Below are 23665 nucleotides of genomic sequence, written 5' to 3' on the forward strand. Positions count from 1 at the left end.
CCCGGCCGATGCAGCGCGCGCGTCGGGTGCGCGCTCCTGCCGGGATCGCCGGCCTGCCGCTCCGCTCGCACGACGGAATCGGCCGGCCGATGCGCCGCGCGTCGATGCGCGGCCCGCCCGCGCTATTCTGCCGGGCTTTCGTGACTTATCGCAAAAATGTGGAGGATAGAGCGATTCGGCGCCGCACATCGTCAGCCTTTGCAAAATGGTCCGCTGCCGCGCCGGCCGCCCGGATACCGCCCGCGTTCATCCTTTTGGCGGATACCGGCGCTCGCAGGGGCCGCCTAAAGTGACCGGAAACGACCCCTTTCCGGAGCACGACATGACCCACCCGCAACCCCGCACGATCGTGATCACCGGCGCGGGCACCGGTATCGGCGCCGCGTGCGCGCGCCGCTTCGCCCGCCGCGGCGACCGCGTCGTGCTGATCGGGCGGCGCCGGGCGCCGCTCGACGCGCTGGCCGCCGAAACGGGCGGCCTCGCGCTGGCCGGCGATGCCGCGAGCACCGCCGACTGGGCCGGCTTCCTGCCGCGGATCGCCGAACGCTTCGGCCGCGTCGACGCGCTCGTCGCGTGCGCGGGCGGCCACGGCCTCGGCCGCGCGGACGAAACCGACGACGCGCAATGGCGCGACGCGATGCACGCGAACCTCGACACCGCGTTCGTCAGCGCGCGCGCGTGCCTGCCCGACCTGATCGCGCAGCGCGGCAGCATCGTGCTGGTCGCGTCGATCGCCGCGCTCGCGGCCGGCCCCAGCGTGTGCGGCTATACGGTCGGCAAGCATGCGCTGCTCGGGCTCGCGCGGTCGCTCGCACGCGACTACGGGCCGCACGGCGTGCGGGCGAACGCGGTATGCCCCGGCTGGGTCCGCACGCCGATGGCCGACGCGGAGATGGAGCCGCTGATGTCGGCACACGGCGACACGCTCGACGGTGCGTATGCGCGCGTCAGCGCCGACGTGCCGCTGCGGCGCGCGGCAGACCCGGACGAGATCGCGGCCGTGTGCGCGTTCCTCACGTCGCCGGACGCGTCTTTCGTGACCGGCGCGACGCTCGTCGCCGACGGCGGCGCGATGGTCGTCGACGTGCCGACGCTCGCGTTCGACAAGCTTTGATGTGCGCGGGGGGCGCCGCTCGCGTGACGTACGCGTCGCGGGCGGCGTTGCGTGAACGTGTGCCTGCCCCTTCACCGCCCGCCCACGTACCCACCGCCGCACACGCAACGCGTCTCCCGTTTATTTCCCGCCCCTGAAAATCCGCTACCATCGACCGATCCCGCCGCCCCGCCCGGCACCGCCTCACCGCTCGGACTTCGATGAACATCCGGTTTCTTGAAACCTTCGTCTGGCTCGCGAAGCTGGAAAACTTCCGGCTCACGGCCGAAAAACTGCACACCACACAGGCCGCCGTATCGAGCCGCATCGCGTCGCTCGAGGAGGCATTCGACGTACGCCTGTTCGACCGCAACACGCGCTCGGCCACGCTCACGCCCGCCGGGCGCCGCATGCTCGCGTACGCGGAGCGAATCGTGCGGCTCGACGGCGAAATGCGCCGCGACATCGATGCGGCGAGCGACGCGGGCCTGATCCGGATCGGCGTGATCGAATCGATCGTGCACAGCTGGTTCCCCGCGCTGATGGCGCAACTGCGCGAGCGCTATCCACGCCTAGACGTCGAGATCACGAGCGACACGACGCTGCACCTGATCCGCCTGCTGAGCACCGACGGCGTCGACCTGATCCTGCAGACAGACCCGGTGCCGGGCCCCGATTTCACGAACCTGCCGCTGTGCGAATTCCCGGTGCGCTGGGCGGCCAGCCCGCGCCTCGGGCTCGGCGGCCAGCCGCTCGACGTCGCGCGCCTGGCCGAATTCCCGATCATCAGCTTCTCGCGCCACTCGGGGCCGCACGCGACGATCGAGCGGCTGTTCGCGGCCGTCGAGCGGCCGGCCAGCATCAACTGCATCACGTCGGTCGCCGCGATGATCCGCCTCGTCGCCGACGGCTTCGGCGTGGCCGCGCTGCCGCCCGCGATCATCGGGCGCGAGCTGCACGAAGGCGCGCTCGAACTGCTCGACGTCGAACCCGAATTCCCCGCGCTGCCGCTCGTCGCGACGTACCGCAGCCAGGGCTTGCCGGTGGCCGCGCGCATCGCGGAACTGGCCAGCGAAGTCGCGCGTGCGATGTCGGCCGCCGCGAATCACGCAAAGACGGCCGCGCCCGATACCGTGGGCAAAGCACTCGCCCGTCCGGCGACGAAGGCAAATACCCGAGCGAAAGCACCCGCAAAAGCGAAGCGCACGACGCAATCCGCCCCGCCTCCCGCGCAACTCCGCCCGCGCCGCTCATAAGAAAACCTGTTCACCGCGAATTTGTTTTCTTGTTGGACGGGCGCGGCCCGTCTTCGGGAAACTGGGTTCCTGACATCCCCCCGTCACGAGGAACCCCGCGATGACCCGCCTTACCCTTCCGCACGGCCAGCTTTGCGTCTGGACGGATATCGACCCCGCGCACGAAGCCGATTTCAACGCGTGGTACGACCGCGAGCACATGCAGGAACGTGTCGCGATTCCCGGCTTCACGCATGCGCGGCGCTTTCGCGCGACCGATCGCGGCCCGCGCAAGTACCTCGCGCTGTACGTGACGAACGCGCTCGACGTGTTCCATGGCGACGCGTACCGACGCGCGTTCACTCAGCAGACCGCGTGGTCGCTCGCGAACTTCGAGCGCATGACGGGCACGCAGCGACGCGTCGGAGAACTGACGATCGAGGCCGGCGACGGCGAAGGCGCGCATCTCGCACTGTTCGTGCTGCCGCCGGATCGCATCGACGTGCCGCACCTGCGCAAGCGCTTCGACGACGTGCTGCACGAACCGGGGATCCACGCCGCGCGACTCTTTCGCACCGCGCCCGAACTGTCCGCGCCGATCGGCGCCGATGCGGCCGCCCGCCCGGCCGCCGATGCGCTCGTGCTGATCGAAGGCAGCGATGCGGCCGCGACGCGCCGCGTCGCCGCCACGCTCGCCGGCCACGACGACGTGCGCACCTTCGACCTGATGTGGCGCGCCGCCGCCCCGCTGCATGTAACGCGCAGCGACGTCGAAGCCGAGCCCGCAGCCGCGCTGCCCGCCTGATCGCCCGCGCCGGCCGCACCGCACGCACGCTGCCCGCCAGCGCAGCGGCCCGGCGCTTCATCCCGTTCCCCGTCACGACATGCCCGACACCATGAGCACTCTCGCCCAGCCCGCCGCCCACGCGCCCCGCCGCGTCCGCAACAGCCGACTCGCGACCGCGAGCATGATCGGCACGTCGCTCGAGTGGTACGACTTCACGATCTACAACACGCTCGCCGCGCTCGTCTTCAACCACCTGTTCTTTCCGTCGGTCGATCCGCTGGCCGGCACGATCCTCGCGTTCTCGACCTATGCGGTCGGCTACGTATCGCGCCCGCTCGGCGGTTTCGTGTTCGGCAATCTCGGCGACCGCATCGGCCGCCGTGCGGTGCTGATGCTCACACTGGTGCTGATGGGCGTGACGACCGCGTTGATGGGCGCGCTGCCGACCTACGCGCAGGCCGGCATCCTGAGCCCGATCCTGCTCGTCGCGCTGCGCTTCGTGCAGGGCGTCGCGCTCGGCGGCGAATGGGCCGGCGCGGTGCTGCTGTCGGTCGAGCACGGCGACCAGAAGCGACGCGGGCTGTCCGCATCGTGGACGCAGATCGGCCCGTCGTTCGGCACGCTGCTCGGCACCGGCTGCATCGCGCTCGTGACGCTGTCGACCACGTCCGGCGACTTCCTGTCGTGGGGCTGGCGCGTACCGTTCGCGGCCAGCGCACTGCTCGTCGTGTTCGGCTTCTGGCTGCGACGCGGCGTCGACGAAACGCCGCAGTTCGAGCAGCTCGCCGAATCGCACGCGACCGCCGAGGTGCCCGTCGCCGACGTGCTGAAGTACCACTGGAAGCGCCTGCTGATCGCGGGTGGCTCGCGGATCGGCTCGGACGTGCTGTATGCGCTGATCGTCGTGTTCACGCTCACCTACGTGACGACCGTGCTGCATCTGTCGCGCCCCGTCGCCTTGACGGCCGTGATGATCGGCACGGCCTGCAACGCGCTCGCGGTGCCGTTCTTCGGCGCGCTGTCGGACCGCTTCGGCCGCCGGCCTGTGTATCTCGCCGGCGCGCTCGCGGGCATCGTGTGGGCGTTCGTGTTCTTCACGCTGCTCGATTCGGCGCGCCCCGGTGCGATCGTCGCGGCCGTCGCGATCGGCCTCGTGATCCACGCGGTGATGTACGGCCCGCAGGGCGCGTTCGTGACCGAACAGTTCCCGACCCGCGTGCGCTATGCGGGCTCGTCGCTCGCGTACACGCTCGCCGGCATCGTCGGCGGCGGCTTCGCGCCGCTCGTGATTGCCGCGCTGTTCCGGCAGACGGGCACGACGACGGCCGTGTCGCTGTATGTCGTCGCCGCGCTCGTCGTCACGTCGATCGCGCTCGTCGTCGCACGCGAAACCGCGCACAAGCCGCTCGCGGATTGAACGTCGCCGCCAGCAAGCCGTTTCATTCTTTCGCACTTCAAACGGATACCCGCATGCCAACCCTGTTGTTCAACGTGATTTCCCGGCAACGCGCGCCGGCCACCGTCGACGTCGAAATCCAGCGCGTCGTGATCGCCGGCTGGGCCGGCCGCGATCCGGCCGCGATCCAGGCGCATATCGACGAACTCGCGGCGCTCGGCGTCGCGCCGCCGTCGACCACGCCCTGCTTCTATCGCGTGTCGGCCGCGCTGCTCACGCAGGCGCCCGCGATCGGCGTGCTCGGCGCACGCTCGGGCGGCGAGATCGAATGCGTGCTGGTCGACAGCGCGGCCGGCACGCTCGTGACCGTCGGCTCCGATCATACGGATCGTGAGGTCGAAGCCTACGGCGTCGCGGTGTCGAAGCAGGTGTGCGCGAAACCGCTCGGCCACGACGCGTGGCTTTACGCGGACGTCGCGGATCACTGGGATGCGATCGAGATGCGTTCGTGGCTGATTTCTCGCGATGGCGAGCGGACGGCATACCAGCATGGCGCGGTGAATGGCCTGCTTGCGCCCGAGGTGCTGTGGCAGCGCTTCGACGGTTGCCGGACGATGCCCGCGCGCGGCGCGATGTATGGCGGCACGGTTGCCGTGCATGGCCCGATCGCGGCGATGGGCGACGGGGATGCGTTCGAGATGGAACTGCACGATCCGGTGCTCGGGCGCAGCCTTCGGCACCGCTATGCAGTGGAGGTGTTGCCGATCGTCGCGTAGCGGACAATGAGCAAGTGCGCGGCACACGGGCGCGACAGCATTCCGCGGCCGCGCCAGCCGCCGCTATTACGGCTGAAAGCAGTGATAGTCCGGAAAATTGAACTGCGAGTTGTTGCAATACAGCACCCCGGCCAGGTCGGTGCACCCGCTCAAAGCGAACATCATTGCCCCCGCAACCGACACTTTCCATCCGAAATGCAACATTGCGCCCCCGTTTTCGCTTTCTCGACATGAGCCGACATGATGCGCATCGGACGTGCCCGGGTATGTGGAGAATTGTTGCCCCGCAGGTTTTGCGCTTCTCCATCGTGCCGGCCCGTGCCAGAGCACGGACTCCGGCACGGGCCGTTGCTCACTTGAGACACCCGAGCCCCGCCAGCGTCGCCTCCACCGCCGTGTCGAGCGGCGTCACGGGCTCCCGGCCGAGCACCGCGGTCACCCGCGTGTTGTCGAGCCGGACCGGCTCGCGCCACAGGTAGCGCATCTCGAGCAGTTCGCGCAGCGTCGTGACGAACGGCGCCGCGGCCCACACGAACCACCACGGGAACTTGCGCACCGTCGGGCGCAGCCCGTGCCGCTGCGCGATGCGGCGCACGGCCTCCGCCATCTGCGTGCCGTCCGCATCCCAATGCCCGCCCAGGTGAAAGCGCGCGAACGGCTCCAGCGTGTCGCGCCGCTCGATCAGTTCGACCATCGCGCGCGCGGCGTCCGGCACATACGACCATTGGTGTCCGATGCCGGCCCGCCCCGGCACGCTGATGGACGCAACCGGCTGACCGGCCTTGACGAACCCCGCCGCAAACCAGCTGTTGCCGGTGAGCTTCGGCCCGAAGAAATCGCCGGCGCGCACGATGATCGTGCGAACGCCCTGCCCGGCCGCATCCTGCAGCCGGCGCTCCAGTTCGACGCGGATCGCGCCCTTGCGCGTCGACGGATGCTGCGGCGCATCTTCGACCAGCACTGGAAACGCATCGGGCCCGTAGTTGTAGACGGTGCCCGGCAGCACGATGGTCGCCCGCTCCGCCTTCGCCGCCGCGATCGTGTTGTCGATCATCGGCAGCACCTGCCCGGCCCAGTTCCGGTAGCCCGGCGGATTCACCGCGTGCACGATCACGCTGCAGCCGCGCGCGGCCCGGACGACCGCGTCGCGGTCCATCGCGTCGCCGCGGATCCAGGTGATGCCGTCGCGCTCCGCGACTTCGGCGTCGAGCCCGCGCTTCAACCCGCGCACCAGCCAGCCCGCATCGCGCAACTGCCGCGCGACTTCGCCGCCAATTCCGCCGCTCGCGCCGAGCACGAGTGCCTGTCGTTGCGTCCCGCCTGCATGGGTCGTCATTGCCGCTCTCCTTGAGTGAATGTCCGTGATGACATGCATTCTGGCGCGGCTTCAGCTACCAAGGAATTGCCGAACCTGATGGATCAGCTATACATTTATGTATGGCCATCGATCTGAACTGGGAACGCTACCGCACCTTCCTCGCCGTACTGACGGAAGGCTCGTTGTCGGGCGCTGCGCGCGCCCTCGGCATCACGCAGCCAACCGCCGGCCGCCACGTCGCGGCGCTCGAGGCCGCATTCGGCCAGACGCTGTTCACGCGATCGCCGTCCGGCCTGCTGCCGACCGAGGCGGCGCTCGCGCTGCGCGGCCACGCGGAGGCGCTGCGCAGCGCGGCGGCCGCGTTCGAGCGCGCGGCCGCGAGCCACGGCGCCGGCGTGCGCGGCATCGTGCGGATCTCGGCCAGCGACGTGATCGCCGTCGAAGTGCTGCCGCCGGTTCTCGCGCAGTTGCGGCGCGACCATCCGGGGCTCGTCATCGAACTGGTGCCGACCGATCGCATCCAGGACGTCCTCAAGCGCGAGGCCGACATCGCGATCCGGATGGCGCCGCCCACGCAGGAGGCGCTCGTTGCGCGGCGCATCGGCGAAATCGACATCGGCCTGTATGCGCGCGACGACTACCTGGCGCGCAACGGTGCACCCACGACGATCGACGAACTCGCGCATCACGCGCTGATCGGCTTCGACACGGTCACGCCGTTCATCCGCTCCGCGGGCCGCGGCATGCCGCTGTGGAAGCGCGATGCGTTCTCGCTGCGCACCGACAGCAACCTCGCGCAGCTCGCGATGATCCGTGCCGGCTTCGGGATCGGCTTCTGCCAGAGCGGGCTCGCGAAACGCGACGCGCGGCTCGTACGCGTGCTGCCGGACAAGCTCGCGATGCAGCTGGAAACCTGGGTCGTGATGCACGAGGACCTGCGGTCGAGCCCGCGCTGCCGCGCGGTGTTCGACGCGCTGGCCGACGGGCTGCGTGCGTATGTGAACGGCGAAGCCATCGAATAGACGATTCGCGGCGACGGTCACGAACAAAGTGAACGAAGCGCCCGCGCGGCGCTATTCGTAGATTTTCCCGGCGAACAGGATGTCCGCCATGCGCCGCCACGGGTTGTCGGGCACGTCGTAGAAACGCAGCCCTTCCTCCGACGCCTCAGCCCAGTCGACCATCGCGTCCAGGTACGCGCCGATCGAGTGGTTTTCCCAGCCGAGCGCGGCGCGGGAGTACGGCGACGGCGGCACGTCGGCCTCGAGCTGGCGCTCCGTGTTCCAGTCGTGGCCGAGCACGCGCAGGAAGTGGATCAGCGAGCGTTCGTCGACCACGCGCTCCAGCGCATCCTGCAGCTTCGCGGCCATCTGGCGTTGCAGTTCGTCGTTCATTTTTTGTCCCCTGGCGCGCCTCTCACTACGCGCCGCCGCAAATCGTGCGGCCCGGTTCTACATCAGCAATTGCCGCGACAGCACCTCGCGCGCCTGCGTGACGGCTTCGCGTTCGCCGGACATCGGCGGCGTCAGCGAAAACACCGCGTCGGGCAGCGGCGGCAGCCGGTATTTCGCGCCGAGCCGCATCATGCCCTCGCCGATCGCCGACGCGCACAGGCAGCCCACGCCGAGCCCCGCCGCCAGCATCGACTGCAGCCCCGCGACCCCCGACGCGCTGTGCACGAGCCGGTACGGCATGTGCTGCTCGTCGAGCGAGCGCACCGCGACCTGATGCATCATGCAGTCGTCCGGCAGCAGCACGAGCGGCAGCGGCTCGGGCAACTGCTCGGCGAGGGCGGGCGATGCGACCCACGACAGCGGCTCGCGCCGCAGCACCCAGCGCGTATCGGCCGACGCCGGCCGGAACGGCCCGCTCGACAGGTTCATCACCACGCCGAGATCGACCTGCCCGCGCGCATGCGCCGCTTCGATATCCGCGCTCTTCATCGCGCTGACGTGCAGGCTCAATTGCGGGTAGCACTCCCGCAGCCGCGCGAGCAGCCCCGCGACTTCGTTGGTCCGGTAGTAATCGGTGATCGCGACGCGCAGCTCGCCCTTGATCGCCTGACCGCGCACTTCGTCGAACGCGGCCTCGTTCAGCGCGACGATGCGCCGCGCGTGCTGCAGCAGCCGCGAGCCGGCCGGAGTCGGCTCGACCCCGCGCTTGCTGCGCACGAACAGCGGCACGCCGGCGCGCGATTCGAGCTTGCGCACCTGCTCGCTGACCGTCGACTGCGACAGGTGCAGCAGCGGCGCGGCGGCCGTCAGGCTGCCGGCATCCGCGACCGCCGCGAAAGTACGCAACTGATCCAGGTCGAACCCACGCATCGCCATCCTCCATCCATCGAATAACCCGATGGATGCTACCACCAATTCCCGCTTTTCCGATTCATCGTCACCACCCAGAATGGGGGTCAATCGCCCGTCCATGGCCGAACCGGTGCTCCCGGCGTCGCGTCCGCCGTGAATGTGGCACTCATTCTTTCGGACTTGCTTCCATGACGAACGACACCCTTGCTCCCTGCGTGCCGGCCGGCACGGCCGCCGCGGCGACGCCGCGCAGCCATCACGGCTGGGCGCTGGTGGTCCTGCTGGTTGGCGCGATTTTGCCGCCGCTCGACTACTTCATTGTGAATCTCGCGCTGCCGGCCATCCGCGACGGCATCGGCGCGCGCCCGGCCGAGCTGCAGCTGGTCGTGTCCGCGTATGCGTGCGCGAACGCGGTCGTGCAGATCACCGGCGGCCGGCTCGGCGACCTGTACGGCCGCAAGCGGATGTTCATGATCGGGATGGCCGGCTTCGTCGTCGCGTCGACGCTGTGCGGGCTTGCCGGCAGCGGCGCGGTGCTGGTCGGCGGCCGTGTGCTGCAGGGCCTGTTCGCCGCGATCCTCGCGCCGCAGGTGCTCGCGACGATCCGCAGTGTGTTCAGCCCGCAGGAGCAGGTGCGCGTGATGGGCTTCTACGGTTTCGTGTTCGGTCTCGCAGCCGTGATCGGCCAGCTCGGCGGCGGCGCGTTGATCAGCCTGCATCCGTTCGGGCTCGGCTGGCGCGCGATCTTCCTCGTCAACCTGCCGATCGGCATCCTCGCGCTGATCGGCAGCTGGCGCTTCATCCCGGAAAGCCGGCCGCCGAAAGGCCAGCGCATCGACGTGCCGGGCATGGCGCTGCTGTCGCTGTTCCTGCTGATGCTCGTGTACCCGCTCACGCACGGTCGCGAGGCCGGCTGGCCGCTGTGGATGGTCGCGTGCCTCGTCGGCGCGCTGCCGATGCTCGGTGCGCTGCTGGCGGTCGAGGCGCGCCGCCTCGCGGGCGGCCACGATCCGCTGCTCGACGTGCGCCTGTTCAGCAACCCCGTCGTCGCGCTCGGGCTCGTGCTGGCGTTCCTGTTCTATACGCTGAGCGCGTTTTTCCTGAGTTACGGGATCTACCTGCAGGGCTGCCTGAACTGGTCGCCGCTCGCGTCGGGGCTCGCGATCCTGCCGCTCGGGCTCGGCTTCCTGTCGAGCCCGCTGCTGATGCCGCGACTCGTCGGCCGGTTCGGCGGCTATCGCGTGCTCACGCTGGGCTTCGCGATGCTCGCGGCCGGCGTCGCGACGGCCGCCGCGCTGGCGGGTGCAGCCACGCCGGGCGCCGGCTTTTACGTAGGGATCGCGGCGATCGGGATCGGCCAGGGCCTCGTGCTGCCGTCGGTCGTACGGATCGTGCTCGCGGAAGTCGAAACGGCCCGCGCGGGTGTGGCATCCGGCATGGTCACCGCGATGCTGCAGATCGGTGCGGCCGTCGGCGCCGCGACGATCGGCGGCGTGTTCTTCGCGCGGCTCGGCGTGCATCCGGCTGCGATCGACTACGTGCAGGGGTTCCGGACGTCGATGTTCACGCTGACGGTGGTGTTGCTGGTGTGCGTCGCATTGTCGACGGCGCTCGGGCCGCTGCATCGGCGGCTGCATGCCGGCGCGTAACCGGACAGGGATGGCCGCGGCGGCATGAGCCGGATCGTCGATGGCGCAGGCACGCGCCGGCGCCCGGTTCAATGATGCTGCTTGCGTTGCGCTTGCCGCGCCTCCCATTCGGCCAGTTCGATGCGATAGCGCGCAAGCGCTTCGTCGTATAAGTCGAAAACGCACGGCGAGCAGCCGCTGTTGCAGCAGTCTTCCTGCTCGGGTTGGACAGGCGGGGTCGGACGGGGATCGTCGACGGACGGATCGTCTGAAGCTTGGTTCGGCACGGCATGTTCCGGTGATATGGAACGCTCAGTATAGGGCGATCCAGGCCGCCGCCGCTGCCAGCCGGACGGACGGGGCAACGACGAACTCCGCCATAATGCCGCGATGGCCGGGTACCCCCGTACCCGCCCCACAGGAGCCGCACGATGGCCGAAGCAGTGAATCCGCCGGAAGTCTGGGCGCCGTTCGGCGCGTTCTCGATGGCCGTGATCCAGGGCGACGGCCGGATCGTGCATCTGAAGGGGCAGGTGGCGCTCGATCGCAACGGCCAGGTGGTCGGCCACGGCGACATGCGCACGCAGGTACGCCAGACGCTCGACAACATCCGCGCCGTGCTCGCCACGATGGGCGGACAGATGCAGGACGTGATCTCGCTCGTGCACTACGCGACCGACATCGATGCCTTCATGCAGGCCGGCGACGTCCGCAAGTCGTACTTCGCCGAGCCCTATCCCGTGACGACGACCGTCCAGGTCGAGCGTCTCTACCATCCCGACCTGCTGATCGAGATCACCGCTGTTGCCGAGATTCCGCTGGAGCGTTTTCGGCGGCCTGCATTGCGCGCGTGAAGCGGCGATGTGGCGATGTGGTACCGCGCCCTATGACGCGCCGGCCGTAGCCTTCCCGACCGGCGCGCCTGCCGACACCCCGCGTGCTTACTTCACCTGCGCGCCCGGCTTCGCTGCGCCCGCCCCCGCCTTGTCGGCCAGCGGCTGCCACGCGGCGCCGAGCGAATACCAGTCGACGCGGCGCGTGAGCGTCATGATGCCGGCGAGAATCGCGAACAGCAGCAGCGAACCGAGCATCAGCGCGTTGTCTTCCGACAGCAGCAGCCCGTAGAGCGCCGCGTACAGCACCGCGAGCAGCGCCGCGAACACCGCCCCGCGCTTCACGCTGTGCAGCACGAACGACAGGTAGAAGGCAAGCAACCCGATGCAGGCGCCGCTCGCCGCGAGATACGCATACGCGAACTTGATGTGTTCGGACAGGCTCAGCAGCAACAGGAAGAACAGTGCGAGCGACAGACCGACCAGCGTGTACTGGATCGGGTGAATGCGCAGCCGCTTCACGAGCTCGTACATGAAGAAGCTCGCGAACGTGAGCATCACGAACAGCGCGCCGTACTTTGTCGCACGCTCGGCCTGTAAATAGACATTCACGGGTTCGATCACCGACACCGACGCCATTTCGATCGCGCCCTCCCCGTCGCCGGAGGCGATCTGCCCACGCGCCTTCGTGTTGAACGACGTCACGCGCCAGTTGCCGGTGAAGCCGCGCGCATCGACCGTGCGGTTGTTCGGCAGGAATGCGCCGTCGAAACTCGGATGCGGCCACGTCGATTTCAGCGAGAAATCGTTCTGGTCGCCCACCGGCGCAAAGGCGACGGAATCCGCACCGCGCAACGGCAGGTCGACGCTGAACGGCACGACCGCCCCTGTGTTTGCGTCCGCCAGCGCCGCGAGATCGACGTTCGCGTGCACGCCCTGGCGCAGGCTGTCCAGCCGCGTGCCCTGCTCGACGTCGAAGCGCGCGCCGCCGATGCGCAGATCGGGTTGCGCGGTCAGCCCGCGGATGTCGCCGATGCCGATCGACACATAGGCTTCGTCGACCTTGAAGCTCACATGACCGTCGGCTTGCGGCAGTTTCTTCAGGTCCGGCAACGGCAGCGTGCCCGTCATCCGGCTTGCCAGCTCGTACACCAGCGCCTTGTGAATGCCGCGATAGCGGACGCTGGTCGTCAGTGTGCCGTCGACGTTCAGCGTCTTCGGAAACACGAGCAGGCGCTTCGTCTCGCTGCGCAGGCTCGTCTTCGTCGCGCCGCCGGCCGGCGAATCGTCGCGCACCCGCGTGACTTCCGTGTAATGCACGACGAGCACGGGGCCCGCCACCGTCTGCGGCCCCGCATAGCTCGACCAGATGCTCTGCAGCGCATCGCGTCGATACGCGGAGCGTTCCTGCACGATGCTTTGCACCATCTGCAGCGGGATCAGGATCAGCAGCGCGAGAACCGCGGTGATCGCGAATTTGAACAACAGGACTCGATTCATGGCCGACAAGTACCGGAGTAAAAGGGTACGGTCAGCATGAGCCGCGCCGGTGAAGCGCGATTGAAGCCGATGTGAAGCGAATGTGTGGCGAGCGTGAAGCGCGCTCAGGCCGCCGACGGCAGCGTGAGCGTCGCGCACGCGCCGCCTTCGTCGCGGTTCGCGAGCGAGACCTGGCCACGGTGCAGCATCGCGACCTCGCGGACGAAACACAGCCCGAGGCCCGTGCTGCGATCCTGGCCGTCGGGACGCGGCAGCGAATAGAAGCGCTCGAACACGCGCGCCAGTGCGTAGTCGGGCACGCCGGGGCCGTCGTCGGCCACGCGCACGATCGCGACCTGCGCCCGGCCCGCCGACTGCCGTTCGAGCGCGATGCGGATCGTGCTGCCCTGCGGCGCGAAATCCAGCGCGTTGTCGAGCAGGTTGCCGAGCGCCTGGCGCAGCAGGAACGGATCGCCTTCGACGACTGCCGGATCGGCCGCATCGTTCGCGTCGATCCGCAGGCTCACGCCGCGCTGCCGCGCGCGCGGCTCGATATCATCGACGAGCTGTTCGAGCACCGGCCGCAGCGCGACCGGTTCGCGCACCGACAGGCGCTGCTTCTGCTCGACTTCCGCGAGCGCGAGCAGCTTGCGGATCATCTGTTCGAGGCGGCCGGCCTGGCGACGGATGTTCTCGGTGAAGCGCTGCCGGTTCGCCACCGGCATGTCTTCCTGCAACAACTCGGCCGCGCCGCTGATTGCAGCCAGCGGGCTCTTCATCTCGTGCGTGAGCGTGTGGATGTAGGTCTCGACGTACTGCCGGTCCTCCAGCCGCTGATGCATGCTTTCCACCGCGCGCCCGAGTTCGGCCAGTTCGCTCGCGCCCTGCAGCGGCATGTCGGCCCGCTCGCCTGCCGCAATCGCGCGTGCATAGCGCTGCAGTCGCCGCAGCCCGACCACCAGCCACCACGTGCAGGCCACGCCGATCAGGATCGCGCCGCCCATCAGCAAGGCGCCATACAGCATGATCTTGCGCTGGCTGCGCGCGATGAACGGCGCGACCGTCTGGTTCGGCTTCGCGATCGTCAGCACGCCGATGATCGCGTTGCCGTGCCGGATCGGCGCCGCCACGTGCATCACGGTGCTGCTGTCGTCGTTCGGATCGCTGCGCGTGCTGCGCGCGCCGTACTCGCCGCGCAGCGTCCGGTACACGTCGTTCCAGCGCGAATAGTCCTGCCCGACCGCGCGGCCGGACGAGTCGTAGCGCACGATGCCGTGCGCGTCGGTGATGTAGAGACGGTAGCCGATCGCGTTCTTCTGCACGCCCCACACGTTCGCGCTGACCGGGTGTTCGTGCAGGTTCGAAAGCTGCCGCGCGAAAGCGCCGTCGGCGATGTGGCCGCTCGCCATGTCGTCGGCGGCCAGCGTCGCGAGCACTTGCGCGGTATCGACGAGCGTGTCCTCCATCGCCTCGCGCACGCCCGGCTTCACCTCCTGCACGAACACGCGCAGCGTGATCAGGGCAGCCAGGCCGACGATCAGGAAAAAGCCGAAGAAGATGCGCAGGCCGATATGCATGGACGGTGCCGGTCGTTACGGTTGCAGCGAATAGCCCATTCCGCGATGCGTGCGGATCGGGTCGCGTTCGGGGTCGATCGCGCGCAGCTTCGCGCGCAATGTCTTGATGTGCGTGTCGACCGTGCGGTCGGCCGAGTCGAATGCCTCGTGCCACACGAGGTCCATCAGTTGTTCGCGCGAGTAGATGCGCCCCGGATGCCGGACCAGCAGCGCCAGCAGCCCGAATTCGTAGCGCGTGAGGTCCAGTGCCTGGCCGAGCCACGATACGCGCGCGCCGTCGATGTCGAGCGTGAAGCCCGGTGCGATGGACGCAGCCGGCACGGGTACGGGTGCCGCTTCGGACGCGGCCGTCCGGTGGAAGCGCCGCAGGATCACGCGCACCCGCGCCGCCAGCTCACGCGGCGAAAACGGCTTGATCACGTAATCGTCGGCGCCGATCTCGAGCCCGACGATCCGGTCGATTTCATCGTGCCGCGCGGTGAGGAAGATCACCGGTATATCGGAGAACGTGCGCAGCCGCCGGCACACCTCGAAGCCGCTGAGATCCGGCAGGCCGACGTCGAGCACGACGAGATCGAAGCGCGTGTCGCGCAGGTGGTCGAGCGCCGCCTGGCCGAGCGTGCAGTGGACGGTCTGCATGCCGTCGGTACCGAGGGCGTAGATGATCGTGTCCGCAATCGCCACTTCATCTTCGACGATCAGGATAGTGGGCTGATGCATGGTCTCAGGCTGGGCTCGCGCAATCCGGTGCGACATTGTACGCACGGCCGGCCGCGGTGCGAGCCCCTGCCCTTGCCCCGCCGCGCTATGCCACGCGGCCGGTCACCGGAATCGACGCGCCGGTGATCGCCTGCGCATCGGCCGACAGCAGGAAGCCGATCGTCGCCGCGATCTGCTCAGGCCTCACCCAGCGCGTGAAATCCGCGTCCGGCATGTCTGCGCGGTTCGGCGGCGTATCGATGATGCTCGGCAGGATCGCGTTCACCGTCACGCCGCGGTCGAGCAGTTCGGCCGCCAGCGCCTCGGTGAGCCGCGCGACGCCGGCCTTTGCGGCCGCGTATGCGCCCATCCCCGCGCCGGCCTTGAACGCCGCGCCCGCGCCGATGTTGACGATGCGCCCGGCCGGGTTCGCCAGCAGGTGCGGCAGCGCGGCCTTCGATGCGTTCAGCGCGGTCTTCACGTTCAGTTCGTACATGCGGTCCCACGTGGAGGCGTCGCCGTCGGCGATCGTCTGCCATACGAACGCGCCCGCGATGTTCAGCAGCGCATCGACCCGGCCGAATTCACGTTGCACGGTATCGAGCGCCTGCGCGGCGGCCTGCGGATCGACGAGATCGATGCCGCCGACGCGCAGCGCGTCGGCCGGCACGCCGGGCAGCGCGTGCGCCGCCGGGGCCGCGCCGCGGCCGATCAGCGCGACGCGCGCGCCGCGCGCGCCGAGCCACGCGGCCGTCGCGACGCCCAGATGGCCGAATCCGCCGGTGATCGCGACTGCCTTGCCTTTGAGATCGTGTTCCATCGGTGTTTTCTCCTGGATCGAGGGTTGCTTGATGATGCGTGTTGCATGAGCGATGCCGGCCGCGGCAGGCGTGCCCGGCCGGCAATGTGCCACAGGTTAGCGCCGTTCACGCATCCGTGCGCACGGTGACGAGGCTGCGACGGCGCAGTTCTTCCGTCGTTTCGCCCTGGTTGTCAGGGCGCCAGCCCGGCGGCAGCAGCACGAAGCGGATCGCGGTCGACACGTCGCGGGCGGTTGCGACGTCGCGGGCAAGGCTCGCCCAGTGCTCGAGCTCGACGACGAACGGGTTGCGCGAGCGGGTCGGCGTGACGAGGCCGAAGCGGCACGGCTCATCGGCGCGCTCGGCGACATAGGTGCCGAACAGCCGGTCGAACACGATCAGTACGCCGCCGTAGTTCGCGTCGAGATAGTCGAGGTTCGACGCATGGTGCACGCGGTGCGCGGACGGCGTGTTGAACACGGTTTCGAGCCAGCCGAGCTTCGGCATCCACGTGTTGTGCAGCCAGAACTGGTACATCAGGTTGAACGACAGGATCGCGAGCACGGCTTCCGGACGCACGCCGAGCCAAACGAGCGGCGTGAAGAACATCGCGGCGCCGGCGATCTTGCCGGTCCAGCCGAGGCGAAACGCGGACGACAGCGTCAACTGGTTCGGCGAATGATGCACCGCATGGGTCGACCAGAAGAACCGCACGCGATGCGACGCGCGGTGATACCAGTAGTAGCAGAACTCCTGGCCGACGAACACGAGCAGCGCGAGCGCGACGCTGTGGAGCGGGATCGTGAAGAGCCGGTGCGCCCACGCGAGGTCGAACAGCGGCGTGGCGAGCGACAGCGGCACGAGTGCGAGCAGCTTGCGGCCCGCGAGATCGGCGAGCGACAGCCACACCTCGTTCCAGTCGAACGGTTCAGGCCCGCGAGCGCGGCGCCAGGTGAGCACGGCCGCCTCGACGAGCGAGACGGCGACGATGAAGAGCGTGACGTAGTACGCGAGCTTTCCTGTAGTGGTGAGCATGATGGGTCATTCCTCCGGTTGAGTCGGACGCGTCATCGGCTGCACGGGCTGCCAGCGCGTCGAATGGAACGCACTGTAGTGGGCGCGGAACGGAAAGACCACGCGGGAAATATGTCGCCGTATGTCGTGGGGGAAGGCATTCAGGTGAGGTGTGGCAGGCACGGGCGCTTGTGGGCTGGAGCGTGGCCGGTTTGACGCGGCGCGTTCGTGTGTCATGCGGGAAATGTGTCGCCGCATGTCGCGGTGAAATGCATTCGGACGATAAGCGGCGGTCGCGTGCGCTCATGGATTGAAAACCGACCCGCTTATGCGTGCGCGTTTGCATGCCCGGCGAGCCATGTATCGCCGCCTGTCGCACCAAACCCGATCGACGCTGCACACAACCTGCGTCGACGGATCCTGCTGCGCGACACATGAACACTACGGGCGCCGATCAGAAGCCGATTCTTCGGAACGCATGCGATTACGGCTTCAGGTCAAGAAGAGACCGGGGCCGGTCGCACGGCGCGCACTGCCCGCGTTCGGTTCGCGCGATTCGCCGCAATGCACGCATCAATAGGGCCGCAAATATGTCGCCGCATGTCGCCGCGACACATTTTCGCGCTGTGCACGACACGCTCCGCATCCGTGCCATCGCACCGGCCCTCACGCAACCGCATCGCCGGCAGCCTTGCCCGGCGCGGCATGCCCGCGGTCGGCGCGACCGGCGCGCGCATTCGTCATACCTCGGAACACCACGCCACGTGTAACACCGCGACATCTTTTATGACGCGACGGACGCGCGTCATCGCCCTAAAGTTCGTCCCGTCGCCACGCCACTGCGTGCACCGAAACGAACCGCAAGGACACCCGATGAAAACCCGCTTCCTCGTCACCGCCGCCGCCCTCACCTTCGCCTGCGCGCCGGCCTTCGCCGGCTGGGCCGGCCACGGCACCGCGTACACGCCGCGCGGCACCTACAACGGCGCACATGCCGGCTCGTGCGGCGGCGGCAGCTGCTCGCATGCAGGTGGCGTGATCGGCCCCGGCGGCGGTATCGCGACCAACACGGGCACCGTCACGCGCACCGCACCCGGCCAGTTCTCGAACAGCGGCACGGCCGTCGGCCCGAACGGGCGCTCGGTCGAGCACAGCGGCGACACGAGCTGCGCGGGCGGCACCTGCTCGCACACCGGTTCGCTGACGGGGTCGGACGGCCGCAGCGCCACGACGTCGGGCAGCGTGACGCGCAACGGCGCGGGCCAGTATTCGTCGAGCGGCACGATCACGGGCTCGAACGGCAACACGGCCAGCCACACGGCATCGACGAATTGCGCGGACTCGACCTGCTCGCGCTCGGGCACCGTGACGGGCACCGACGGCGGAACCGTCACGCATTCCGGCAGCGCGACGCGCGTGGCGCCGGGCGTCGTGACGACGTCGGGCGGCTCGACGATCGTGCACGGCGGCACGGTGTCGACCGGTGGCACGACCGTGATCCACGGCAGCACGACGGCGGGCGGCGCAGTCGTCGTGGCCGGCGGGGCGGTGCCGGTTCCTGTCCCGGTGCCGGTGCCCGTCGTGGCGCCCCGCCGGCCGCGGTGGTCGTGACGCCCCGCCGCCCGCCGCCACGGTCGCTGTCGCGGCACCGGCGCCTGCACCGGCACCTGCCGCCGTCGTAGTTACACCCCCGCCGCCGCCCGCCGTCATCGTTACACCGCCGCCCCCGCCGAAGGTCGTGCGTGTTGCGGCGCCGAAGGCCGTTGTCGTCACACCCGCGCCGCGCGTCGTCTACGTCGCCCCGCCGCCGCCGAAGGTCCTGTACCTCGCGCCGCCGCTGCCGCGCTCCGTGTACGTCGCCCCGCGCGCCGTGTATGTCGCTCACCCGCCGCGCGCCGTCATCTGGGTGCCCGCCCACTGGGCCGGCCGCGTGTGGGTGCCTGCGCACTGGGCATGACCCGGACCCGCTTCGTTTCGCTTCGTTTCCTTTTCCATCCGTTTCATCAACCACCCGGCCGGCGCAGACCGTCGGCCACGCAAGGAGAAACCCCATGAAGTCCATCAAGAAGATGATTGCCGTCGTCGTTTTGTGTATCGTCTCAGCAGCAGCGTCGGCCCAGCAGGTGCCGCCCGGCGCGACGAACGGCGGTGCACGCGTCGAACGTGCGCTGATGCAGTTGCAGACCCGCTTCGCCAGCGCGAACACGACGCACGACGGCAAGCTCACCCGCGAGCAGGCCGCCGCGGGCATGCCGATGGTCGCGCAGCATTTCGACGAAATCGACACGCAGCACAATGGCTACGTCACGCTCGAGCAGCTCGCCGGTTTCATGCGCCAGCGCATGGCAGCCCGTTGAGCCCGCACGACGATCCGGCCGCGCACGCACCGGGAGGCAAGCGATGGAACAGTCCTGCAGGATCGTCGTGCTCGACGATGAAGCCGAGTTGCGCAACATGCTGCAGCGCTTCCTGACCGGCCATGGCTTCCAGGTCCGCGCGGTGGCCGACGGCAAGCGGCTCGACCGCCTGCTGCAGCGTGAACCGTACGACCTGCTGGTGCTCGACCTGATGATGGAGCCCGAGGACGGCCTGAGCGTGTGCCGGCGCCTGCGCGCCGAAGGCCAGACGCTGCCGATCCTGATGCTCACCGCGAAAGGCGACGCCGCGGACAAGGTCGTCGGCCTCGAGACGGGCGCCGACGATTACCTGGCGAAGCCGTTTCTCCCGGACGAACTCGTGGCCCGCGTCCGCGCGCTGCTGCGGCGGCAGAAGATGGCGGCCGGCGAGCCGACGGTCACGTCGCAGCGGTTGCGTTTCGGCGCATTCACGTTCGACGTCGGCCAGCAGACGCTGATGCGCGACGGCACACCCGTGGAAATCCATTCGGCGCAGATGCTGCTGTTGCATGCGCTCGGCTCGTCGCCGAACCGCGCGGTGAGCCGCGAGAACCTGCTCGCCCGCGCACGCGGCCGCGACCATGACGCACTCGACCGCAGCGTCGACGTGCAGATCCTGCGGCTGCGGCAGATCGTCGAGGACGACCCCGGCAAGCCGCGCTTCATCAAGACCGTCTGGGGCATCGGCTACATGCTGGTGGCCGGCATCGAGTCGTGATGCGCATCCCGCTGCCGCGCTCGCTGCTCGCGCGCAACATCGCGCTGCTGGTGGCGCTCGTCGCGCTGTCGCTCGTCTGTTCGCTCACCGTGCTGCTGCACTACGTGCAGCGCCCGCGCATCGAGCGGGCCTCGATCGTCTTCTCCGACTACGTGCAGTTGCTCGACCGCACGCTTGCCGGCCTGCCGCCCGACGCCGGCCGCGCGGTCGTCGCGCAGTTCGGCGGCCAGGCTGCGCTGCCGCCTGCCACACCACCGCAAGCACCGAACCTGGCAGCCTTTTTCCGCACCTGGCAGCGCGACGTGTTCATGCAGGCACTCGAACGCCACCTGCCGCCCGACCTCCCCGCGCGCTGGCAATCGGGCAACGACGAGCGCCTGTGGATCCGCCTGCATGTGGCCGGCTCGCCCATGTGGGTGCCGCTGCCGATGGCCGCCGACGCGCAGGCGAGCGGCATCACGACGGCGCTCGTGCTGTCGGTCGGGCTGGCGCTGCTCGCGGCGCTGACCGGCTACCTGATCCAGCTTCACCTGAACCGGCCGCTCGACGCACTGGCGCGCGCGGCGCAGCGCGTGAGCGCGGGCGAGCGCCCGCCGCCGTTGCCCACCGACGGCCCGACCGAAATCGCCGACGTGAGCCGCGCGTTCAACCAGATGGCCGACGCGCTGCAACAGGCGGAAGCGACCCGCTCGTTGATGCTGGCCGGTGTGTCGCACGACATCCGCACGCCGCTCACCAAGCTGCGCCTGGCGATCGCGATGGCGCTGCCGCGCGGCACGCACGACGCGCTCACCACGTCGACCGAGCATTACCTGGACCAGATCGATACCATCCTGCAGCAATTCATGGACTACGCGGGCAGCGGCGAGCGCGAAACGCCGCAAACCGGCGACCTGAATGCGCTGATCGGCCAGCTCGTCGCGGATTTCGCGGGGCTCGGCCACGCATTCGACTTCGACGAGGGTGAGGTGCCCGCGTTCGCCTTCCGTCCGATCAGCCTGATGCGGCTGCTGATGAACCTGATGCAGAACGCGGTCGTCTACGGCCGGACGGGGCTCGGTGTGCGCACCTGGACCGAGCGCGGCATCGCATACGCGGTGGTCAGCGATCGCGGCAACGGTATCGGCGCGGCCGAACTCGAACGGCTCAAGGCGCCGTTCAGCCGGGGCGCGAACGCACGCAGCCATGCGGGGGGTACCGGCCTCGGCCTCGCGATCGTCGAGCGGATCGCCCGGCTGCACGGCGGCTCGCTGACGTTCCGCGACCGCGATGGCGGCGGGCTGGAGGCGGTCGTCGCGCTGCCGCTTGATTCGTCTGGGGCGGTGAAGCGGTCGCTGTCGGCCTGACGGGATGTTTGGCTCTTGGCTCTTGGCTCTTGGCTCTTGGCTTTGGGCTTTGGGCTTTGGGCTTTGGGCTTTGGGCTTTGGGCTTTGGGCTTTGGGCTTTGGGCTTTGGGCTTTGGGCTTTGGGCTTTGGGCTTTGGGCTTTGGGCTTTGGGCTTTTGCCGTCTGCCGTCTGCCGTCTGCCGTCTGCCGTCTGCCGTCTGCCGTCTGCCGTCTGCCGTCTGCCGTCTGCCGTCTGCCGTCTGCCGTATGGCGTATGGCGTATGGCGTATGGCGTGTGCCGCCTGGCCTTCTGCCCAGCTGCCCAGGCCTCACGGCCACACGACCTCGCGGATCCGCGCGCGGCAGCACGTGACATGCGCCGACATAATTCCCGCGTGGCGCATCACGTTCGACCTCCGCATACTTGCGCCTGCGTGTTGCGCAACGGCATGAAACCTCTCCCCAGCCAGCGATCACGCCCCGCTTCCGATCGTTCGCGTTCCTGAATGCCGCGACAGTATCGGCAACTTCATCCAGGCCACGGAGATCGACATGTTTTCTTCCCTTCACGCACTTGCTGCCCACGCCAAACGTCTGACCAGTGTCGCGCTGATCGCCGGCACCGTCGCGATGACCGGCTGCGCATCGACCGCGACCACGTCCATGACCGCCGCGCCTGCGGCCCGCGCGCAGCCGCAGGTTCGTGCGGACGTCGTCTATGTGTCCCCGTTCGATGTGGACACGACCGACGTCAAGGTCGACGGCGGGATGATCAGCAAGATCGCGACCCTCGCGAGCGGTTCGTCCGCTGACGTGCAGCGCCAGCAAAGCGCGCTGAAAACGCGTGAGCAGCTCGCCGACGCGCTCGTGCGCGAACTCCGGTCGCAAGGCATCCCCGCGCTGCGCGGCCCGGTGCCGGACGGACGCGACGCGCTGGTCGTCGAAGGCCGGTTCGAGTCGATCGACGCCGGCAACCGCCGCCGCCGCACGCTGATCGGGCTCGGCGCGGGCAAGAGCGAAGTGAAGGCATCGGTCACCGTGCTGTTCCAGCCGGCGCATGGCGCGCCGCAGCCGCTCGGCACATTCTCGTCCAGCGCGAACAGCGGCCGCCTGCCCGGCATGGTGGAGACCGCCGGGGTCGGCGCGGCGGCCGGCCGCCTCGCGACGTCGGCAGCAGTGGGCGCCGGCCTGCATGGCGTGTCGGAAGTGAAGCACGACACGGTGGCATCCGATACGGACCGCCTCGCGCGCTCGATCGCGAAACAACTCGCGACGCAGAACGCGGCAAATGCGTGGCTGCCGACGATATCGGCAAGCTGACGCACCGGGCCGCCGCCAGCGAGGCCCGACGGGCACGCAGACGGGCGGCCGGGCATAATATGCGAGGCCTGTCCGACGCCATGCGCCGCGACCGTGCCGGACCACCCGGCGGCCCGCATCATGTCCCGTCCCGAATCCTGAACTTCAATCCGTCAATTTCATGCAAGTACTCGTCGTAGGAACCGGCAAGCTGGCCAGCGAACTGCTCGACGCGCACCGGCTCGACCCGGCAACCTGCCGCGTGATCCCCTGGTCGGACACCGCGCGCAACGATGCGCAACGCAGCGACGCCCGAACGATCGTCGTGCACGCCGGTTCCGGCCGCGAACTCCCCGCCGTGATCGCGTTCTGCGAGGCCACCGGGTCGCCACTCGTCGAACTGTCGACCGGCTCCGAGCTCGAAACCGGCTCGCATGCTTTCCCGGTCGTGCTGTGTCCGAACACGAACATCCTGATGCTCAAGTTCATGAGCATGCTGGAAACCAGCGGCCACCTGTTTCACGACTGCCGGATCAGCCTGACGGAGTCGCACCAGGCCGGCAAGACGTCCGTCCCCGGCACGGCCGTCGGGATCGGCCAGTCGCTCGGCGTGCGGCCGGAAGACATCCGCTCCGTGCGCGACCCGGACGTGCAGCGCAGCGAATTCGCGGTCGCCGACGATCAGCTCGGCCGCCACGCGATTCACCGGATCCGCATCGACGACGGCGCGTGCAGCCTGCAGTTGGAATCGCGCGTGGTGGGTGCGACGCCTTACGCGGATGGTGTGTCGCGCATCGTCGACGCCGTTCGGCAGCACGATCTCGAGCACCGCCGCTATTCGATCGTCGAGTTCATTCGCAACGGCTGGCTGTAATCGCGGCGATACACGGCGGCCGGCACGCATGCGTGGCGTCGGAGACGTTCATTTGCGCAACGCCGGAAGTGGTTCGACGCTGATTTCCGACGATGTCGTCGATCGCCCGATC

At 69.0% G+C, this 23665-nt stretch carries 24 protein-coding genes; 15 read left to right on the plus strand and 9 right to left on the minus strand.

What is annotated here, in order from left to right; translation table 11 throughout:
- Nucleotides 1–322: 322 nt before the first annotated feature.
- The 5 genes from LXE91_RS20715 (at nucleotide 323) to LXE91_RS20735 (ending at nucleotide 5287) form a co-directional block, all read left to right on the plus strand.
- Complete coding sequence (locus tag LXE91_RS20715) at nucleotides 323–1114, plus strand: SDR family NAD(P)-dependent oxidoreductase (protein ID WP_278068160.1); 792 nt, start codon at nucleotides 323–325, stop codon at nucleotides 1112–1114.
- Nucleotides 1115–1314: 200 nt separating this feature from the next.
- A complete protein-coding gene (locus LXE91_RS20720; RefSeq protein WP_039343882.1) occupies nucleotides 1315–2349 on the plus strand; it encodes a LysR family transcriptional regulator in 1035 nt (344 codons plus the stop codon).
- 100 nt (nucleotides 2350–2449) lie between these two features.
- Nucleotides 2450–3133, plus strand: coding sequence for a DUF4286 family protein (locus LXE91_RS20725; protein WP_039343880.1), 684 nt, complete (start codon nucleotides 2450–2452; stop codon nucleotides 3131–3133).
- 79 nt (nucleotides 3134–3212) lie between these two features.
- Nucleotides 3213–4532 carry an MFS transporter gene (locus LXE91_RS20730; RefSeq protein ID WP_039343878.1) on the plus strand — a complete coding sequence of 440 codons (1320 nt, stop codon included), beginning with the start codon at nucleotides 3213–3215 and terminating at the stop codon, nucleotides 4530–4532.
- Nucleotides 4533–4585: 53 nt separating this feature from the next.
- A complete protein-coding gene (locus LXE91_RS20735) occupies nucleotides 4586–5287 on the plus strand; it encodes a DUF2848 domain-containing protein (protein ID WP_039343876.1) in 702 nt (233 codons plus the stop codon).
- Between the two features lie 352 nt (nucleotides 5288–5639).
- Here LXE91_RS20735 and LXE91_RS20740 read toward each other — a convergent pair whose 3' ends face one another.
- The gene (locus tag LXE91_RS20740) at nucleotides 5640–6623 is read right to left on the minus strand and encodes an NAD-dependent epimerase/dehydratase family protein (RefSeq protein ID WP_039343875.1); all 984 of its coding nucleotides are present in this window, start codon (nucleotides 6621–6623) and stop codon (nucleotides 5640–5642) included.
- Nucleotides 6624–6724: 101 nt separating this feature from the next.
- Between LXE91_RS20740 and LXE91_RS20745 the strand changes: the two genes are divergently transcribed.
- Nucleotides 6725–7627 carry a LysR family transcriptional regulator gene (locus LXE91_RS20745; protein WP_039343873.1) on the plus strand — a complete coding sequence of 301 codons (903 nt, stop codon included), beginning with the start codon at nucleotides 6725–6727 and terminating at the stop codon, nucleotides 7625–7627.
- A 51-nt stretch (nucleotides 7628–7678) separates the two neighbouring features.
- Here LXE91_RS20745 and LXE91_RS20750 read toward each other — a convergent pair whose 3' ends face one another.
- The gene (locus LXE91_RS20750) at nucleotides 7679–7999 is read right to left on the minus strand and encodes a DUF7660 family protein (RefSeq protein WP_039343871.1); all 321 of its coding nucleotides are present in this window, start codon (nucleotides 7997–7999) and stop codon (nucleotides 7679–7681) included.
- A 57-nt stretch (nucleotides 8000–8056) separates the two neighbouring features.
- The gene (locus LXE91_RS20755; protein ID WP_039344157.1) at nucleotides 8057–8929 is read right to left on the minus strand and encodes a LysR family transcriptional regulator; all 873 of its coding nucleotides are present in this window, start codon (nucleotides 8927–8929) and stop codon (nucleotides 8057–8059) included.
- 170 nt (nucleotides 8930–9099) lie between these two features.
- Between LXE91_RS20755 and LXE91_RS20760 the strand changes: the two genes are divergently transcribed.
- Nucleotides 9100–10560 (plus strand): MFS transporter, encoded by a 1461-nt coding sequence (locus tag LXE91_RS20760; RefSeq protein ID WP_039343869.1) that lies wholly within the window; start codon nucleotides 9100–9102, stop codon nucleotides 10558–10560.
- Between the two features lie 68 nt (nucleotides 10561–10628).
- Here LXE91_RS20760 and LXE91_RS20765 read toward each other — a convergent pair whose 3' ends face one another.
- Nucleotides 10629–10826, minus strand: coding sequence for an oxidoreductase-like domain-containing protein (locus LXE91_RS20765; protein ID WP_039343866.1), 198 nt, complete (start codon nucleotides 10824–10826; stop codon nucleotides 10629–10631).
- A 144-nt stretch (nucleotides 10827–10970) separates the two neighbouring features.
- On the opposite strand from LXE91_RS20765, the gene LXE91_RS20770 reads away from it, so the two are divergent.
- Nucleotides 10971–11393, plus strand: coding sequence for a RidA family protein (locus LXE91_RS20770; protein ID WP_039343864.1), 423 nt, complete (start codon nucleotides 10971–10973; stop codon nucleotides 11391–11393).
- 87 nt (nucleotides 11394–11480) lie between these two features.
- On the opposite strand, the gene creD is transcribed toward LXE91_RS20770, so the two are convergent.
- The 5 genes from creD to LXE91_RS20795 all read right to left on the minus strand — a co-directional run bounded on the left by creD (nucleotide 11481) and on the right by LXE91_RS20795 (nucleotide 16962).
- A complete protein-coding gene (creD, locus tag LXE91_RS20775) occupies nucleotides 11481–12872 on the minus strand; it encodes a cell envelope integrity protein CreD (RefSeq protein ID WP_039343862.1) in 1392 nt (463 codons plus the stop codon).
- A 104-nt stretch (nucleotides 12873–12976) separates the two neighbouring features.
- Nucleotides 12977–14428: a two-component system sensor histidine kinase CreC gene (creC, locus tag LXE91_RS20780; protein WP_039343860.1), complete on the minus strand. Its 1452-nt coding sequence runs from the start codon at nucleotides 14426–14428 to the stop codon at nucleotides 12977–12979.
- Nucleotides 14429–14443: 15 nt separating this feature from the next.
- On the minus strand, nucleotides 14444–15148 hold the full coding sequence (gene creB, locus LXE91_RS20785; protein ID WP_039343857.1) for a two-component system response regulator CreB: 705 nt from the start codon (nucleotides 15146–15148) through the stop codon (nucleotides 14444–14446).
- A gap of 85 nt (nucleotides 15149–15233) precedes the next feature.
- On the minus strand, nucleotides 15234–15947 hold the full coding sequence (locus tag LXE91_RS20790) for an SDR family NAD(P)-dependent oxidoreductase (protein ID WP_039343855.1): 714 nt from the start codon (nucleotides 15945–15947) through the stop codon (nucleotides 15234–15236).
- Nucleotides 15948–16053: 106 nt separating this feature from the next.
- The gene (locus tag LXE91_RS20795) at nucleotides 16054–16962 is read right to left on the minus strand and encodes a sterol desaturase family protein (RefSeq protein ID WP_039343854.1); all 909 of its coding nucleotides are present in this window, start codon (nucleotides 16960–16962) and stop codon (nucleotides 16054–16056) included.
- An 852-nt stretch (nucleotides 16963–17814) separates the two neighbouring features.
- Between LXE91_RS20795 and LXE91_RS20800 the strand changes: the two genes are divergently transcribed.
- From LXE91_RS20800 to LXE91_RS20825, 7 genes are all read left to right on the plus strand, one after another.
- On the plus strand, nucleotides 17815–18552 hold the full coding sequence (locus LXE91_RS20800) for a hypothetical protein (RefSeq protein ID WP_481622970.1): 738 nt from the start codon (nucleotides 17815–17817) through the stop codon (nucleotides 18550–18552).
- Between the two features lie 127 nt (nucleotides 18553–18679).
- Nucleotides 18680–18898, plus strand: a complete 219-nt coding sequence (locus tag LXE91_RS43890) for a hypothetical protein (RefSeq protein WP_039361017.1) — start codon at nucleotides 18680–18682, stop codon at nucleotides 18896–18898.
- Nucleotides 18899–18992: 94 nt separating this feature from the next.
- Nucleotides 18993–19298, plus strand: a complete 306-nt coding sequence (locus LXE91_RS20805; RefSeq protein WP_095145910.1) for an EF-hand domain-containing protein — start codon at nucleotides 18993–18995, stop codon at nucleotides 19296–19298.
- A 43-nt stretch (nucleotides 19299–19341) separates the two neighbouring features.
- Nucleotides 19342–20055 carry a response regulator gene (locus LXE91_RS20810; RefSeq protein ID WP_039361014.1) on the plus strand — a complete coding sequence of 238 codons (714 nt, stop codon included), beginning with the start codon at nucleotides 19342–19344 and terminating at the stop codon, nucleotides 20053–20055.
- Nucleotides 20055–21401, plus strand: coding sequence for an ATP-binding protein (locus tag LXE91_RS20815; protein WP_039361012.1), 1347 nt, complete (start codon nucleotides 20055–20057; stop codon nucleotides 21399–21401). Before LXE91_RS20810 ends, LXE91_RS20815 begins: the two co-directional genes overlap by 1 nt.
- Before the next feature lie 531 nt (nucleotides 21402–21932).
- On the plus strand, nucleotides 21933–22700 hold the full coding sequence (locus LXE91_RS20820; protein ID WP_039361009.1) for a DUF4410 domain-containing protein: 768 nt from the start codon (nucleotides 21933–21935) through the stop codon (nucleotides 22698–22700).
- Between the two features lie 160 nt (nucleotides 22701–22860).
- Entirely contained in the window at nucleotides 22861–23553 is a 693-nt protein-coding gene (locus tag LXE91_RS20825; protein WP_039361007.1) for a dihydrodipicolinate reductase, read from the plus strand.
- Nucleotides 23554–23665 lie beyond the last annotated feature (112 nt).

Origin of the sequence: Burkholderia contaminans (genome assembly GCF_029633825.1) — a bacterium.
GTDB classification, from domain to species: domain Bacteria; phylum Pseudomonadota; class Gammaproteobacteria; order Burkholderiales; family Burkholderiaceae; genus Burkholderia; species Burkholderia contaminans.

What these genes read in the sequence shown, in the direction of transcription:
- LXE91_RS20715 (WP_278068160.1), top strand. Translation starts at nt 323, where the DNA reads ATGACCCACCCGCAACCCCGCACGATCGTGATCACCGGCGCGGGCACC.
- LXE91_RS20720 (WP_039343882.1), top strand. Translation starts at nt 1,315, where the DNA reads ATGAACATCCGGTTTCTTGAAACCTTCGTCTGGCTCGCGAAGCTGGAA.
- LXE91_RS20725 (WP_039343880.1), top strand. Translation starts at nt 2,450, where the DNA reads ATGACCCGCCTTACCCTTCCGCACGGCCAGCTTTGCGTCTGGACGGAT.
- LXE91_RS20730 (WP_039343878.1), top strand. Translation starts at nt 3,213, where the DNA reads ATGCCCGACACCATGAGCACTCTCGCCCAGCCCGCCGCCCACGCGCCC.
- LXE91_RS20735 (WP_039343876.1), top strand. Translation starts at nt 4,586, where the DNA reads ATGCCAACCCTGTTGTTCAACGTGATTTCCCGGCAACGCGCGCCGGCC.
- LXE91_RS20740 (WP_039343875.1), bottom strand. Translation starts at nt 6,623, where the DNA reads ATGACGACCCATGCAGGCGGGACGCAACGACAGGCACTCGTGCTCGGC.
- LXE91_RS20745 (WP_039343873.1), top strand. Translation starts at nt 6,725, where the DNA reads ATGGCCATCGATCTGAACTGGGAACGCTACCGCACCTTCCTCGCCGTA.
- LXE91_RS20750 (WP_039343871.1), bottom strand. Translation starts at nt 7,999, where the DNA reads ATGAACGACGAACTGCAACGCCAGATGGCCGCGAAGCTGCAGGATGCG.
- LXE91_RS20755 (WP_039344157.1), bottom strand. Translation starts at nt 8,929, where the DNA reads ATGCGTGGGTTCGACCTGGATCAGTTGCGTACTTTCGCGGCGGTCGCG.
- LXE91_RS20760 (WP_039343869.1), top strand. Translation starts at nt 9,100, where the DNA reads ATGACGAACGACACCCTTGCTCCCTGCGTGCCGGCCGGCACGGCCGCC.
- LXE91_RS20770 (WP_039343864.1), top strand. Translation starts at nt 10,971, where the DNA reads ATGGCCGAAGCAGTGAATCCGCCGGAAGTCTGGGCGCCGTTCGGCGCG.
- creD (WP_039343862.1), bottom strand. Translation starts at nt 12,872, where the DNA reads ATGAATCGAGTCCTGTTGTTCAAATTCGCGATCACCGCGGTTCTCGCG.
- creC (WP_039343860.1), bottom strand. Translation starts at nt 14,428, where the DNA reads ATGCATATCGGCCTGCGCATCTTCTTCGGCTTTTTCCTGATCGTCGGC.
- creB (WP_039343857.1), bottom strand. Translation starts at nt 15,148, where the DNA reads ATGCATCAGCCCACTATCCTGATCGTCGAAGATGAAGTGGCGATTGCG.
- LXE91_RS20790 (WP_039343855.1), bottom strand. Translation starts at nt 15,947, where the DNA reads ATGGAACACGATCTCAAAGGCAAGGCAGTCGCGATCACCGGCGGATTC.
- LXE91_RS20795 (WP_039343854.1), bottom strand. Translation starts at nt 16,962, where the DNA reads ATGCTCACCACTACAGGAAAGCTCGCGTACTACGTCACGCTCTTCATC.
- LXE91_RS20800 (WP_481622970.1), top strand. Translation starts at nt 17,815, where the DNA reads ATGAAAACCCGCTTCCTCGTCACCGCCGCCGCCCTCACCTTCGCCTGC.
- LXE91_RS20805 (WP_095145910.1), top strand. Translation starts at nt 18,993, where the DNA reads ATGAAGTCCATCAAGAAGATGATTGCCGTCGTCGTTTTGTGTATCGTC.
- LXE91_RS20810 (WP_039361014.1), top strand. Translation starts at nt 19,342, where the DNA reads ATGGAACAGTCCTGCAGGATCGTCGTGCTCGACGATGAAGCCGAGTTG.
- LXE91_RS20815 (WP_039361012.1), top strand. Translation starts at nt 20,055, where the DNA reads ATGCGCATCCCGCTGCCGCGCTCGCTGCTCGCGCGCAACATCGCGCTG.
- LXE91_RS20820 (WP_039361009.1), top strand. Translation starts at nt 21,933, where the DNA reads ATGTTTTCTTCCCTTCACGCACTTGCTGCCCACGCCAAACGTCTGACC.
- LXE91_RS20825 (WP_039361007.1), top strand. Translation starts at nt 22,861, where the DNA reads ATGCAAGTACTCGTCGTAGGAACCGGCAAGCTGGCCAGCGAACTGCTC.